14 protein-coding genes are annotated in these 14,509 nt (G+C 56.8%); 1 reads left to right on the top strand and 13 read right to left on the bottom strand.

Annotation, left to right across the window (positions count from 1 at the left end; all coding sequences use genetic code 11):
* Positions 1-249 precede the first annotated feature (249 nt).
* From SHM7688_RS20165 to sciP, 5 genes are all read right to left on the bottom strand, one after another.
* Positions 250-372, bottom strand: a complete 123-nt coding sequence (locus SHM7688_RS20165; protein ID WP_262975172.1) for a hypothetical protein — start codon at positions 370-372, stop codon at positions 250-252.
* A gap of 105 nt (positions 373-477) precedes the next feature.
* Positions 478-2,568: an ATP-dependent DNA helicase RecG gene (recG, locus tag SHM7688_RS12510; RefSeq protein WP_058240290.1), complete on the bottom strand. Its 2,091-nt coding sequence runs from the start codon at positions 2,566-2,568 to the stop codon at positions 478-480.
* A complete protein-coding gene (gene ligA / locus SHM7688_RS12505) occupies positions 2,565-4,817 on the bottom strand; it encodes an NAD-dependent DNA ligase LigA (protein ID WP_058240316.1) in 2,253 nt (750 codons plus the stop codon). Before ligA ends, recG begins: the two co-directional genes overlap by 4 nt.
* 99 nt (positions 4,818-4,916) lie before the next feature.
* Complete coding sequence (ctrA, locus tag SHM7688_RS12500; RefSeq protein ID WP_058240289.1) at positions 4,917-5,633, bottom strand: response regulator transcription factor CtrA; 717 nt, start codon at positions 5,631-5,633, stop codon at positions 4,917-4,919.
* Between the two features lie 94 nt (positions 5,634-5,727).
* The gene (sciP, locus tag SHM7688_RS12495) at positions 5,728-6,006 is read right to left on the bottom strand and encodes a CtrA inhibitor SciP (RefSeq protein ID WP_058240288.1); all 279 of its coding nucleotides are present in this window, start codon (positions 6,004-6,006) and stop codon (positions 5,728-5,730) included.
* A gap of 124 nt (positions 6,007-6,130) precedes the next feature.
* On the opposite strand from sciP, the gene mnmA reads away from it, so the two are divergent.
* On the top strand, positions 6,131-7,276 hold the full coding sequence (mnmA, locus tag SHM7688_RS12490; RefSeq protein ID WP_058240287.1) for a tRNA 2-thiouridine(34) synthase MnmA: 1,146 nt from the start codon (positions 6,131-6,133) through the stop codon (positions 7,274-7,276).
* Here mnmA and SHM7688_RS12485 read toward each other — a convergent pair.
* From SHM7688_RS12485 to SHM7688_RS20160, 8 genes are all read right to left on the bottom strand, one after another.
* Positions 7,273-7,857, bottom strand: coding sequence for a hypothetical protein (locus SHM7688_RS12485; protein ID WP_058240286.1), 585 nt, complete (start codon positions 7,855-7,857; stop codon positions 7,273-7,275). The genes mnmA and SHM7688_RS12485 overlap by 4 nt on opposite strands.
* Positions 7,854-9,011 (bottom strand): lipid-A-disaccharide synthase, encoded by a 1,158-nt coding sequence (gene lpxB, locus SHM7688_RS12480; RefSeq protein WP_058240285.1) that lies wholly within the window; start codon positions 9,009-9,011, stop codon positions 7,854-7,856. Before lpxB ends, SHM7688_RS12485 begins: the two co-directional genes overlap by 4 nt.
* Positions 9,011-9,811, bottom strand: a complete 801-nt coding sequence (locus SHM7688_RS12475) for an LpxI family protein (RefSeq protein WP_058240284.1) — start codon at positions 9,809-9,811, stop codon at positions 9,011-9,013. Before SHM7688_RS12475 ends, lpxB begins: the two co-directional genes overlap by 1 nt.
* Before the next feature lie 20 nt (positions 9,812-9,831).
* Positions 9,832-10,629 carry an acyl-ACP--UDP-N-acetylglucosamine O-acyltransferase gene (gene lpxA, locus SHM7688_RS12470; RefSeq protein WP_058240283.1) on the bottom strand — a complete coding sequence of 266 codons (798 nt, stop codon included), beginning with the start codon at positions 10,627-10,629 and terminating at the stop codon, positions 9,832-9,834.
* 5 nt (positions 10,630-10,634) lie between these two features.
* A complete protein-coding gene (fabZ, locus tag SHM7688_RS12465; protein WP_058240282.1) occupies positions 10,635-11,099 on the bottom strand; it encodes a 3-hydroxyacyl-ACP dehydratase FabZ in 465 nt (154 codons plus the stop codon).
* Between the two features lie 146 nt (positions 11,100-11,245).
* The gene (locus SHM7688_RS12460; RefSeq protein WP_158500696.1) at positions 11,246-11,800 is read right to left on the bottom strand and encodes an OmpH/Skp family outer membrane protein; all 555 of its coding nucleotides are present in this window, start codon (positions 11,798-11,800) and stop codon (positions 11,246-11,248) included.
* 33 nt (positions 11,801-11,833) lie between these two features.
* Positions 11,834-14,176 (bottom strand): outer membrane protein assembly factor BamA, encoded by a 2,343-nt coding sequence (gene bamA, locus SHM7688_RS12455; RefSeq protein ID WP_083499049.1) that lies wholly within the window; start codon positions 14,174-14,176, stop codon positions 11,834-11,836.
* 192 nt (positions 14,177-14,368) lie between these two features.
* Positions 14,369-14,500: a hypothetical protein gene (locus tag SHM7688_RS20160; protein ID WP_262975173.1), complete on the bottom strand. Its 132-nt coding sequence runs from the start codon at positions 14,498-14,500 to the stop codon at positions 14,369-14,371.
* Between the last annotated feature and the right edge of the window lie 9 nt (positions 14,501-14,509).

Here is a 14,509-nt window from a genome sequence, read left to right as displayed (position 1 = left end):
CCGGCGCGTTTTTTGTGCCAACACCGGAGGCAAATAAAAAAAACCGCCGCACTCCCAAAGGGGAGGCGGCGGCAAGGTCACATGTAATTGCGTGGGACCCACGCCATTCAACAGCGGGGGAAGGCAGACCCCCTCAAGGACTATGAACAGGCAGTGTCAGTCAGGACGCATCAAATGGGGACAGATGCGCGAACAACGCGGCACAAACACATGTGATAGAGGCATTCCTCAAATGCTTGTATAGGCGCCCTACACAAAGCCCGGCACATGCAGTGCCAAAATCAACATCACAAAAAGAGCGATCCCCCCAACAGCATCCTGCCAAAGCGTATCACCGGAATTGCGGACAACTTGTTTGATCTGCTGCATCATGGGGCGTCTCCCTAGCTCACCTTTGTTGCCACTTTGTTCTCACATGCGCCGATTCGAGTAAAGAACTTTATGAGAACATTTGAGAACAAAAAGGAACGAAGCGACTTAACCCACTGTAATCAAACGGATCGCCTGATCCTGTTCCATAAGCCAAAGCAGAACACGCGCCGCCTTGCCGCGCGGGCTCTCCAGTGTTGGATCATCATGCAAGAGTTTGCGCGCATCACTTTGCGCAATCGCCATCAGCCCCGCCTGCGTTTCCACATCCGCAATGCGAAACCGCGGCAGACCAGATTGTGCCGTGCCAATCAGATCCCCGGCACCGCGCATCTGCAAATCGGTCTCTGCAATCACGAAACCATCTTCGCTTTCCCGCAGCACCTTAAGCCGCTTCTCCCCGCTGTCATTCAGCGGTGCCTGATACATCAACAGGCATGTTGAAGCTTCCGAGCCACGCCCCACACGCCCGCGCAATTGGTGCAACTGCGCCAGCCCAAACACTTCGGCCCGCTCAATCACCATGATCGTGGCATTGGGCACATTCACGCCCACCTCAATCACCGTGGTCGCCACAAGCACCTGTGTCTTTCCGGCCTGAAAATCCGCCATGGCCGCGTCTTTTTCTTCAGGTGGCATCTGGCCATGCACCAGCCCCACCACGCCTTCGCCAAGCTCCGCGCGCAGCGCCTTAAAGCGCACATCAGCCGCCGTATAATCGACCCGCTCGCTTTCCTCGACCAGAGGGCAGACCCAATAGGCCTGCTTGCCCTCTGCAACGGCCTTGCGCAGATGCGCCACCACCTCATCGATGCGCGCGGTGGAGACCAGCGCGGTCGTGATCGGCTGACGTCCGGGCGGCTTCTCATCCAGCACCGAGACATCCATATCCCCATATTGGGCAAGCGCGAGGCTGCGCGGGATCGGCGTGGCGGTCATCACCAGCACATCCGCGCCCTCCCCTTTCTTGCCCAGCTCCAGCCTTTGACGCACCCCAAAGCGGTGTTGTTCATCAATGATGGCCAGCCTCAAATCGGCAAACTGCACATCCTCCTGAAACACCGCGTGGGTGCCCACGAGAATATGAATATCCCCCCGCGCCAGCGCGGCCAGCTTGGCCCGGCGCTCCTTACCCTTGTCGCGCCCTGTCAGGATTTCCAGCACCACACCGGCGCTCTCTGCCAAAGGCTGCAAGCCCTCCATATGCTGGCGTGCCAGAATTTCGGTCGGGGCCATCATCACCCCCTGCCCGCCCGCTTCCACCGCCACAAGCAACGCCATAAAGGCCACCAGCGTCTTGCCCGCGCCCACATCGCCCTGCAACAGGCGATTCATGCGCGTGGAGAGCGCCATATCCGCCGCAATCGCCTCAATCGCCCGTTCCTGCGCTCCCGTTGGCGCATAGGGCAAAGATGCACGCACCTTGGCTTGCAACCGACCTGTCTGCTGCGAAATCACACCCTTGGCCTTCTGCAGCTGGCTGCGTGCCAATGCGAGGGTGATCTGATGCGCCAGAAACTCATCATAGGCCAAACGCTCCCGCGCGGCACTATTGGGAGAGACCTCTTCCATGCTTTGGGGCATATGCACCGCGGCCATGGCCGCCGCCCAAGACGGCCATTTGGCCTGATCTTTCTGGGAAGGATCGATCCATTCCTCAAGCTCCGGCGCACGGTCCAATGCAGAGCGCACCGCCTTTACCATGGTCTTCTGAGAGACCCCATGTGTCAGCGGATAGACCGGTTCAAACGCTGGGATCTCCTCCGCCTCATCTGGGGCCACCATATATTCCGGGTGCACCATCTGAGCGACGCCATCAAACAATTCAACCTTGCCAGAGACCACACGCCGCGATCCTTCCGGCAGGATCTTTTTGAGATAGTCCCCCCGCGCGTGAAAGAACACGATCTGAAACGAGGTCTGCGTGTCCTGCACCGTGATCCGATAGGCACCACCGCGATTGCGCGGCGGGCGATGTGCCCCCACCAGCACCTGAACCGTCACCACTCCGGGCAGCTCCGCCTCCTGCACTGACAGCTTTGGCGCGCGGTCGATCCCGGAATAGGGCAGCAAAAACAGCAAATCGCGCGGTTTCTTCACATCGATCTGCTCAAGGTGCTGCGCCGTTTTTGGCCCAACCCCCTCCAGTTTGGTCACATCCGCAAACAGCGGAAACAGAATTTCCGGCCGTCCGCTCATAGCCCCTCAATCAACGCCAGCCAGCCGTCTTCATCAAGCGTCTCAATGCCCAGCTCTGCGGCCTTGGTCGCCTTGCTGCCTGCACCGGGGCCTGCCACCAGAAGATCGGTTTTCTTGGAAACAGATCCAGACACTTTGGCCCCCAGCCCCTCGGCACGCACCTTAGCTTCATCACGCGTCATTTTCACGAGCTTCCCGGTAAAGACCACCGTCTTACCCGCAACCGGGCTCGCCTGACTGGGCGCTTCTGGCGGAATGATCTCAAGCTCATTCATCAAACGCGCAATCGCCGCGCGCTCATCAGCGTTGGCAAAGGCATCCGTCAGCGACAGCGCCACCGCCGCGCCAATGCCATCAATCCCGGTCAGATCATTCCAAACGCTCTTGGCCACCACATCAACATCACATGTCGCCATGGCCGCCCCGCGGCTTTCCTTGATCTTGGCGCGACGCCCTGCTTGCTGCGCCGCAATGCGCTCACGCTCCTCTGCGGCATCTGCCGCACGATGAGCAAGCGCCGCAGGACGGGCCTTATCCGCCGCCTCAACCAGCTTCTCCCAAGTGAGAAAATGCAACGCCAGATCCTTCGCCGCACTCTCTCCAATGTGGCGAATGCCAAGACTGAACAGCGCGCGCGCAAAGCCGATTTTGCGTTTGTCGTTGATCGCTGCAAACAGATTGGCGGCGCTCTGATCACCCCAGCCTTTCCGGTTCTTCAGCTTGTTGAGATTGGCACCATCGCGGCGCTCCAACGTGAAAATATCCGCAGGCTCCTTGATCGTAAGATCCGGATCTTCATAGAACATCTCAATCTGTTTTGCACCCAGACCGTCAATATCAAAGGCCTTGCGCGCCACAAAATGTTTCAATTTTTCAGTTGCTTGAGCGGCGCAAATCATCCCGCCTGTACAATAGCGCACGGCGTCGCCTTCTTCGCGCACGGCGGCAGATCCACAGACTGGGCAAAGATCAGGAAACACATAAGGCTGCGCGCCATCTGGCCGTTTGGACAGATCCACATCCGCCACTTTGGGGATCACATCCCCCGCGCGGTAGACCTGCACCCAATCACCCGCGCGAATGTCTTTGCCATCGCGAATATCCGCACCTTTGCTGTCACGACCGGCAATGTAATCTTCATTGTGCAGCGTCGCATTGGAAACGACCACGCCGCCCACCGTCACCGGCGCAAGCCGTGCCACCGGGCTCAGAGCGCCAGTACGCCCGACCTGAATGTCGATCGCCTCAAGGCGGGTCCAGGCCAGCTCTGCCGGAAATTTATGCGCCACGGCCCAACGCGGCGTGGTGGAGCGAAACCCAAGCCGCCCCTGCAACGCCAGATCGTTGACCTTATAGACCACGCCATCAATGTCATACCCCAGTGTCGCGCGCCGCGCTTCAATCAGCCGATACTTCGCAATCAGCTCAGCTGGAGAGGCGCAAACCTTAGTGAAATCATTGATCACAAAGCCAAAGCCCTGCAGCCGTGAAATCGCCTCCATCTGTGTCTGCGCCAAGGGCTCTGACAAAGCTCCCCAGGCATAGGCAAAGAATTTTAGCGGGCGTTCTCTGGTGATCTGCGCATCCAGTTGGCGCAAACTGCCCGCAGCCGCATTGCGCGGGTTAGCAAACACTGTCCGTGGTTTCTTGCCCGCCGCTTCCAGCTTCGCGTTTTCCGCAATGATTCGGGCATTGAGCGCCTCAAAATCGGCGTGGCTCATATAGACTTCGCCCCGCACCTCAAGCACCGCAGGGGCATTCTCTATATGCTGGGGGATATCCGCAATGGTGCGCGCATTGGCGGTCACGTCTTCTCCCGTGGCCCCGTCACCGCGCGTGGCCGCATAGACCATTTCTCCATTTTCATAACGAATAGAAAGACTTAGCCCATCAATCTTAGGTTCCGCAGTATAGGAAACCGTGCCTTTCCCCACGCCGAGGTATTTGCAGATGCGCTCATCAAAATCGGCAACATCCTGATCCTCAAACGCGTTGCCAAGGCTCAACATCGCCACTTCATGGGTGATCTTGCCAAAGCCCTCCGCCGGGGCCGCGCCCACTTGTTCGCTGGGGCTATCTGCGCGTTTCAGCTCAGGAAACCGGCTTTCGATCTCGCTATTACGTCGTTTCAGCTGGTCATAATCTGCATCTGAAAGCTTGGGCGCATCGGCACCATGATAGTCGCGATTCGCCTCGCTCAGCACAGCAGAAAGGCGCGCCAATTCCTCGCGCGCCTGTTGCAAAGTCATTTCTGTGACGGCGATCTCGTCTGTCACGGTCGTCTCCCTATCTTACCCTCCCAAGTGATAGGGGTGACAGAAGGTGACGTCCAGAGCCGCCGCGCGGTTTCAGGCGCGCATCGCCACGGGATCATCCGTTGCCGTGGTCGGCTCCGGATCGCGCAGCACATAGCCACGGCCCCAAACGGTCTCGATGTAGTTTTCACCCGCTGTGGCTTCGCTCAGCTTTTTGCGCAGCTTGCAGATAAACACGTCAATGATCTTCAGCTCTGGCTCATCCATGCCACCATAGAGATGGTTCAGGAACATCTCTTTGGTCAGGGTCGTCCCCTTGCGCAGGCTCAAAAGCTCCAGCATCTGATATTCTTTGCCGGTCAGATGCACAGGCTTGCCTTCCACCTCAACGGTTTTGGCATCCAGATTGACCGAAATCCGCCCGGTTTTGATCACAGATTGCGAATGGCCTTTGGAACGGCGGATGATCGCATGTATCCGCGCCACCAGCTCTTCGCGGTGGAACGGTTTGGTCAGATAGTCATCCGCACCATAGCCAAAGCCTTTCAGCTTGCTTTCGGTGTCATCTGCCCCAGACAGAATAAGGATCGGCGTATCGATCCGAGATGTGCGCAACTGGCGCAGCACTTCATGGCCCGTCATGTCCGGCAGGCCCAGATCCAAGAGGATCAAATCGTAATCATAAAGCTTTGCAAGGTCGATGCCTTCTTCGCCAAGATCCGTAGCGTACACATTGAGGTTGGCATGTGTCAGCATCATTTCGATGCTTTTTGATGTTGTTGGATCGTCTTCGACCAGCAGCACTCTCATGTCGACTTCCTTACTTCTGGGAGGTTTCAGGTATTAACCTTAACGAATAAAGGTTAACGCGCCGTTACCAATTTAGGAAGGTTAATAAGAAAAATCACGTTTGCCGGAATTTCTGAACAGCCGTCGCCTTCAATGCCTCCTGACCGTGGGTGGAAACCGCAGTCACCCATTCGTTGAATTCGTCTTCGCTAAGGCTATAGGTTTCAAGGGCTTCGCGCTGAGTGATCAACCCATAGGCTACACCACGCACAACCGCAGCCTTACGTGAGGCCACCCAGCGTTTGGTATTGGCAGGCGGCAGATCGGCACGGGTCATCACCTGTCCATCAGACAGCGTAACACACCTTGGTCCTTCGACTTTTTTCAAAAACATGCAGTTCGTCCTCATGAATGAGAAAATTTTCCTCTATGGGACTTAACGAGGCCCTAAAGCGCCTCTTGAGAGTATCTAAGATTTTCCTATATTCTCGACGACTTCTGATCCGGAGAGACTCACCATGGCGCTTGACAGCGACACGCCGCTCAATTCGCTTGGTTTTGCCAAGCCCCCATCCGAAACCCGCGTGGTTGTGGCCATGTCCGGCGGCGTGGACAGCTCCGTTGTCGCGGCCAAACTTGCGGATGAAGGCTATGATGTGGTTGGCGTGACGCTCCAGCTGTATGATCATGGCGCTGCGCTGGCCAAAAAAGGGGCCTGCTGTGCGGGGATCGACATTCACGATGCCCGCCGGGTCGCAGAAGAAAAGGGATTTCCGCACTACGTCCTTGATTATGAAAATATTTTTCAGGATGCAGTGATTGATGAATTCGCCGACAGCTATCTGGGTGGGGCCACGCCTGTGCCCTGTATCCGCTGCAATGAGCGCGTGAAATTCAAGGATCTTCTGGAGACGGCCAAAGATCTGGATGCTGATTGCATGGCCACCGGCCACTACATTCAGCGCAAGGTTGGCGATAAGGGGGCCGAGTTGCATTCCGCCGCCGATGCACGCCGGGATCAGAGCTACTTTCTGTTTTCAACAACTCCGGAACAGCTCGATTATCTGCGATTCCCTCTGGGCCATCTGCCCAACAAAGAGGCCACCCGCGCACTGGCCGCAGAGTATGGATTGGCCGTGGCAGACAAGCCCGACAGTCAGGATATCTGCTTTGTCCCCAACGGGGACTACGCCAGCGTGATCGAAAAACTGCGCCCCGGCGCGGCAGATCCGGGTGAAATCGTCGACCATGAAGGCATCGTGCGTGGCACCCACAATGGGGTGATTCACTACACCATCGGCCAACGACGGGGTCTTGGCATCGGCGGCCTGTCTCAACCGCTCTATGTGGTCAAGCTCGACGTGGACAAGAAACAGGTCATCGTCGGTCCCAAAGAAATGCTCGCCACGCGCAAAATCCCGGTGCGCGAAATCAACTGGCTTGGGGATGAGCCATTTGACAGCCGGGAAGAATGGCATGTGGCCGTGAAAGTGCGCTCCACACGCCCCCCACGTGACGCCATCATTCGCCCCCTTGGCCCAGACACGGCCGAAGTAGAGCTGCTGACCCCGGAAGAAGGCGTGTCACCAGGTCAGGCATGTGTGTTCTATGACACCGACAGCTCCCGCATCTTTGGAGGCGGCTGGATCTGGCGCGGCTATTAAAGCGCGTCGGTGGTGGTGTTCAACACAATATAGAACCCCACCGCGATCATTACGTATGGGGCGAACCATTCAAGCCGCCCCATGCGGCGCGCACGTTCCGGTGCGAGGCGGGCAAGCATCGCCCCACAAACAGCAATCATCAGAGCTGAAAGCGCCGCTCCGGCCAAAATCGGGATGGTGAACGCTTGTCGCGAATCCGCAAGCAACGGGGTGAATACGGCAAATGTGTCAAACGACACACTCAAAAACAGCAGGGAAATCGCAACCATCTGCCTTTGCGCGGGCTCCGTCGTCGGGACATCCGCAAGCGATGCCGACTTTTGCCGCCTCACCAGCGCCAGACCACCAACTGCCATGGGGATCACACCAAGAAATCCTACATAGCTTGCAAACCCGATCTCCAACCCTTCCGCCACCACATATGCAGCGCTCAAGACAAGGCATTGCGCAGCAAGATATCCAGTGATCGCCCGGAGGCGCTCGATGGTCAGGATCACGCCGACCAGAATGACCAGATTGTCCAGATTGGTCGCCACATGAGCCAGCGTTGCCGAAATCGCCAGCCCGATCCAGTCGATCATGCCTTCAACCCATCCAACACCGCCCGTGCGGCCCGCAGGCCCGGCGCTTCATGGCCGCGCCCAAGCCGCTGCATGGTCAGCGTCATCGCCGCACGCTGCGACTCTGGGCTTTGCAACACACGCAACAGCGCGGGGGCAATGTCCTCTGCCTTGAACGCAGGCCCCAGATACTCTTCCACGGTGCGCGTCTCTGACACCAGATTGACCAGCGTCACCGTATCAATCAACGCCATACGGCTCATGATCTGCCAGCTTAACCAGCTCATGTCATAGGCCACCACCATCGGCGTGTCACAGGCCGCCAGTTCCAGCGACACGGTGCCCGACGCTGCAAGCGCCACATCTGCCGCGGCAAAGGCCGCCCGCTTGCGGGCCATCCCCGCATCCACATCCAGATCACGCGGATCCAGAACAATGGGCGCATGCGCCCACGCGGCAACTGTTTCCTTCACCAAATCGGCCACGGGGGCAGCAGCCGGCAAAACCACCTGTAAATCAGGCACATCCTGCTTCAATCGTGCGACCACCTCGCCAAACGCTGGCGTCAGCCGTGACACCTCGCCCCGGCGCGATCCCGGCAAAGCCACCAGCAAAGGCGCATCTCCAATACCCAATTCTGCGCGAAACGCCTGCATCTGATCGCTTGTGGCCACAGGTTCAGTCACCACAGGGTGGCCCACAAAATCACAGCGCAGGCCAACCGCCTCCATATAAGGCGGTTCAAAAGGCAAAAGCGCCAAAACCTGATCCACAGACTTTGCCATCTTCTCTGCCCGCTTGGGACGCCAGGCCCAAACCGACGGGGCCACGTAATGCACCGCGCGAATGTCGGCCTTGGCCCGCACCTCCCGCGCCACACGCAAACAGAAATCAGGACTGTCAATCGTGATCAGCACATCCGGTTGCCAGGCCAGCACAGCCTCCACCGTTTCATGCATGCGCCGCAGCAGATGCCGGTATTTTGGCAGCACCTCGGCAATGCCCATGACGCTCAATTCGTCCATGGGGAACAGGCTTTCAAGCCCCTGCTGCGCCATCAGCGGGCCACCAACGCCCACAAATTCCACGTTAGGGAGGAGCTGACGCAGTCCCTCCATCAGCGCGCCGCCAAGCCGGTCGCCCGACATCTCGCCTGCGACCAGAAACACTTTCATCAGATCACCCGCCCCAGCAGGAACAGTCCGGTTTCTTGCAAGGCTGCCAAGGTTTTATCGCGTTCAAGAATCATCACCCGATTGGCAGAGACCACAATGCCCGCCACCCCGGCTTTGGCCGCCGCATAAACCGTGTTTGGCCCAATCGCAGGCATGTCCACGCGCAGATCCTGCCCACGTTTCGGAGCCTTCAGAAACACACCTTTGTCGCGGCGCAATGCCTCTGGCGTCTCAGAGACAAACCGCAGCAAGGCATCCGTGCCTTGCAATGTCTCAATCCCAAGACAAAGCCCCGCCGCGACAACGGCCCCCTGCCCCAGATCCAGAGGCGAAAGCGCCAAAAGAATATCGGCGGCCTTGCTGGCATCCGTAAGCGCCTGTGCGCTCGGTTCTGGCCCCGCAATCAGCCCTTCTTGGGCACAAAGCCCTTCCAAAAGCTCATGCGCACCGACAACGGCAATGCCCTGCTCTTCAAAAATCGCAATGACCAACCGCAGCAACGCATCATCGCCCTCCTGCAGCGCAGGCAGCAAACGTGGCGCAATCGCCATCATCCCCGCATCAAAATTGGCAGGGTTCAGCGCCGGACGTCCAAGCCCGCCCGCCATCACAAGGCGCGTCACCCCCTGTGATTTCAACGCCTCAAACAGCCCCCCGAGCTTCTCAATACTGTGGGTCTCAACGGGTCCGACAACATCATGGTCAACCCCCTCAAGCCCGATCCGCAAAGCATCAGGATGCGCCGCACAGAGCGCCACAGGCAACTGACCGCCGCCACATAGGATTGCTAGTCTGCTCATATCAGCCGTTTCGCTCCGTCTCAGCGTGGGGTCAGGAAAGACCGATCCGTGTGACCGGAGATGAAAGCGACCATTTCCTGCACATATGTGCTGTCACTTTCCTCGCCAAGGCGTTTGGCACGCTCCTGAAAGGCACCTTCCCCCTGCGCCAGCGTCTGAAACGCCGCCCGCAATTCAGAGATATCTGCCCTTGGCACCCCACGGCGCTTCAGACCAACAAGGTTAAGCCCATCAAGCTCGCCACGCGGCCCTTGCACCAGACCATAGGGAATGACGTCATTTGTCACCATGCTGACGGCCCCAATGATCGCACCGCGACCAATACGCACCCATTGGTGAATACCGCACAGTCCGCCGATGATCACGTCATCCTCAATCACACAGTGCCCAGCCACGGCGGCAGAGTTCACCACAATCACCCGATCACCAATCTGCGCATCATGGGCGATGTGACAGCCCGCCATGAACAACCCATCATTGCCCACCCGCGTGACACCACCGCCGCCTTCTGTGCCCGTGTTCATGGTGACATGCTCACGAATGCGGTTGCGCTCACCGATCACCAGCTGGCTGTCTTCACCACCAAACTTCAGATCCTGTGGCACTTCGCCAATCACGGAAAAACTGAACACCTCGGTCTCAGCGCCGATTTCCGTGTGACCGCTCACCACCACATGGCTCTTAAGCTGGACACCACGGTGCAGCACAACATTGGGGCCTACAACACAAAACGGGCCGATGATGCAATCATCGGCAATCTGTGCGCCCTCTTCGACCACAGCAGAAGCATGCACCTGCGCGTTTGGAGAAATTGCCATACGCCTTACTCCTTAGGCAGATCCATCATGGCCGTGAAGTCCACTTCACAGGCAACATCACCCTCAACGGTGGCAAGACCGGAGAACTTCCAGACCTTGCCACCTGGTTTGCCGCGCGTGGTTGTGACCTTCATTTCCAGCACATCACCAGGAACCACCATGCGGCGGAATTTGCACTTGTCGATGCCCATGAAATACACCAGCAGCTCTTTGTCTGCCATATCAAGGGCAACCCCCACCATAACAGCCGAAGTCTGCGCCATGGCTTCGACAATGGTCACGCCGGGCATGATCGGCTTCTTGGGGAAGTGCCCCTGAAAATGGGGCTCGTTCATCGTGACGTTTTTGATGCCGGTTGCGGAGGCATAGCCGTCAATATCAACAACTTTATCAACCAACAGGAACGGATACCGATGCGGAATGATACGTTGAATCAGATCAATATCAGCACTTTTCAGATCTTCGGACATGATGCGCTCCTGCTGCCTTTGTCTTGTTTGCAATAGCCCTAACAATACACGCGGCTGGGGGCAAGCACGGCCCACCTATCCGCGGGGACAGAAACCAAGGTCGCGGATCCAAGAACTGATCTCAAAAGAAGTGAGAAACCGCTCTCTTACTGATCTGCCTGCTCCTCAGCCGGCGCCACAGCGCCATCGCCCAACACAAGGTTGAGACGCTCAATGGCAAAGGGGGTAATGTCTACGGCCGGATCAAACATCAACACGGCACGACGCTCCATCACAATGCTGGCGCCTGCCTCCTGCATCAATGCGGTCAAAATCGGGCTTGCGGCACGTACAAATGCGTCTTCTTCACGCTTGCGCTTCTGTTCAATGTTGACGGATTTTGCATCCTGCTGGTTGCGGATTTGCACAACCCGCGCATCAAAGGCTTCCGCAATCGCGCGAAAAGCCTTCGCATCCATCGTCGCACGCTGTTCAGTCAGAACGCGTTCTTCCTCAGTCAACTTGGCCTGAATCTGCCGGTTCTCTGCCAGCAAGACCGATTCTTCTGCTGCCAGTTCCTGCGCCACACGTTGCCCAAAAGAGGACTGCGCAAACAGCTGTTCACTGTCGACAACCAAAATTTCAGACTGAGGCAGCCCCGAAGCCGCCTCACTTGCCCCCTGGGCATGAGACAGCGGCGCCGTAAACAGCGCCGCCGACATAAGACAAGCTGCCAGAACCGCGCGCATCTTTACTTAAAATTGCGCGCTGATGGTGAAGTCAAAAGTCTGTTCACGATCAAACTCTTCTTTCTGCAACGCTCGGGTAAAGTTGAACCGCAAGGGCCCAATCGGCGTGTCCCAGAAGATCGACGCCCCAATCACGTGGCGCAATGAGAATTCATCGTAGAGCACATTTGCCGATGTTTGATCGAGCCCCCAGAGCGAGCCCACATCATAAAACAAACCGCCTGTAATACCCAATTCTTCTGGAAGCCCCAAAGGGAACTCGGCCTCAAAACGGGCCACCGCGAAATAATTACCACCCAAAGCATCATCCTGAACACCAGGCTGAATTTCACGCGGTCCCACACCAAACGGCTCAAAACCACGGATGTTTCTGCTCGTTACGATGAAACGATCATCAATGCGGCTATCATTGTTTGGGGAATGCAACGCTCCGCCTTCCAAAGTCGCGCGCAGGGTGACTTCTTCGTGCCAGACACGTGCCTCTGCAACCGCACGGGCGTTAGTTTTAACAAAGGTATAGTCCCCGCCTAGTCCACCAAAGTCCTGACCGAACTCGAACAGATATCCGCGTGTCGGGTCCAGCCCGGAACGTCGTGTATCATAGCGATAGGTATATCCCACGGAGCTTTTGAGAATTCTGCCACGTGCAGCTTCCGCATCAATGATAGATCCAGCAACCGCATTTGCGTCGCTCACTTCGATTTCAGAACGTGCCAAAGTATAACGCAAACGCAGGCTGGAATGTTCACCCAGCTGGAAGCCAATGGACGGTTCAAAATTCGCAACAGAGTTCGTGAAGCGAGCCTCACTCGGATCAAGATCCTGATACTCAATCCGGAAACCCGCAGAAAGGTTGCGCCCCAGGAATGCAGGCTCATTGAAGGAGAAGCTATAGTCTCTGATATCTGTTGAGGTAGAGAACGAAAGCCCCAAAGACTGCCCCCGTCCCAAGAAGTTCGACTCTCGGAATTGAACGGCGAGTCCCAGACCATCATTGGTCGAGAATGTACCACCAAGCGCCAAGGACCCCGTGGGTTGCTCTTCGACATCCACGTCCACAATCACCTGACTTGGCGTGCTGCCCTCGCGTGCATTGACCTCGGCACCGGCAAAGAAGCCAAGCGCACGAATGCGTTCTGCACTTTCGCGAATTTCACGTGGGTTGAACGGATCCCCTTCCACAATGCGGAACTGATGGCGAATCACCTTATCAAGCGTCGTTGTGTTGCCCTCAACATCAATACGCTCGACAAAGATCTTCGGGCCTTTGGTTATCGCGAAATCTACATCCAGGGTCAGATCCCGGTCATTGCGGGTGATCCGCGGGTCAACACGCAGGAAATCATGACCCTGCTTGAGTGCCAGACGCTCCATGCGGGAAATAGAGTTTTCAATCACAGTCGGGGAATATGTCACGCCAGGCTTCAAACTGAGCGCTTCGAGAAACAGAGCCGTTTCCACACCATCTATATCGCTTGATGCTGTGATTTCGCCAAACTTAAACTGCTGCCCCTCTTCGATGTTGAAGGTCACAAAGTAACCATCGCGCTCGCGCGCCAATTCTGCGTTCACACTGAGTGTACGAAAGTCTACGTAGCCACGAGAAAGATAAAAATCGCGCAGAACCTGTTTATCAAACTCGATACGGTCATTCACAAACGTGTCCTGCTGGAAGAAGTTGCGCAACAGGCCTGCTTGCTTCGTATTCAACACGCGCCGCAAACGAGTATCGCTGAAATTCTGGTTGCCGACAAAACCAATCCGTTCAATTTCGACGATGTCACCTTCGAACACCTCAAAGACCAGATCAGCCCGGTTATCGCTGCGACGAATAACTCGCGGCGTCACGCGTGCTGCCAGACGCCCAGACTCCGCGTAGGCCTGCGTAATCCGCGCGGCATCGCGCTCTGCTGTCGCCGGATTGAGAACACGACGGGACTGGGATTCCAGCAATTGTGTCAGGTTCTCATCTTTTAGGCGACGGTTGCCTTCAAAGCTGATGCGGTTGATCGTCGGGTACTCAACCACTTTGATCACCAACGTATTGCCACGTGGCTGAACTTCGACTTCCTCAAACAACCCGCTGTCCAGAACCCGCTGATAAGCTGCATTCACCTGCCCTGCCGTGACAGGTGTGCCACGCGCAATCCCCGCGTAGTTCACAATGGCCGTAGAATCGATACGCTGGTTGCCATCCACTTGAATGCTGTTGAAATTATAGGTCTGAGCCAGGCCTGGCAGAGCCACGAACACGCCAAAAATTACAACAAAAAAACCAGTCAGGAGGCGCAGTTTACGCACCTCACTTCCGTCTTTGGTGATCACCAAAGCGCTAGATTGTTTGGTCATTCCCAAACTCCGCAGTACATCCCTGTTGGAACGTGACTAACGGGAATGCTTCACATTGTCAAAAGAGCTTTGCGTGAGAAACGCAAGACTTCGCCAACTGGAAGGATGCCCAAAGTATTGCGGCACTTTGCGAAGGTCGCCACAGGATATGGTGGGAGATAGGTGCGTCTTCTACAGAGGCCTCGCGCGGCCTTACACAAGCCAGCTGCTGATATAGGCGCCCAGCATAAGCCCAACCACAATCGCGGATGGGAAAAACAAACGCTCCCAATTGAGGTCAATCAAAAGCCCCAAAGCGCGATATCCATCTTCGATCGTGTGCATGGCAAAAGC

Source organism: Shimia marina, from assembly GCF_001458175.1.
Classification (GTDB): Bacteria; Pseudomonadota; Alphaproteobacteria; order Rhodobacterales; family Rhodobacteraceae; genus Shimia; species Shimia marina.
Note: the sequence above shows the minus strand (reverse complement) of the source record. Positions and strands in the feature narration are given on the sequence as shown.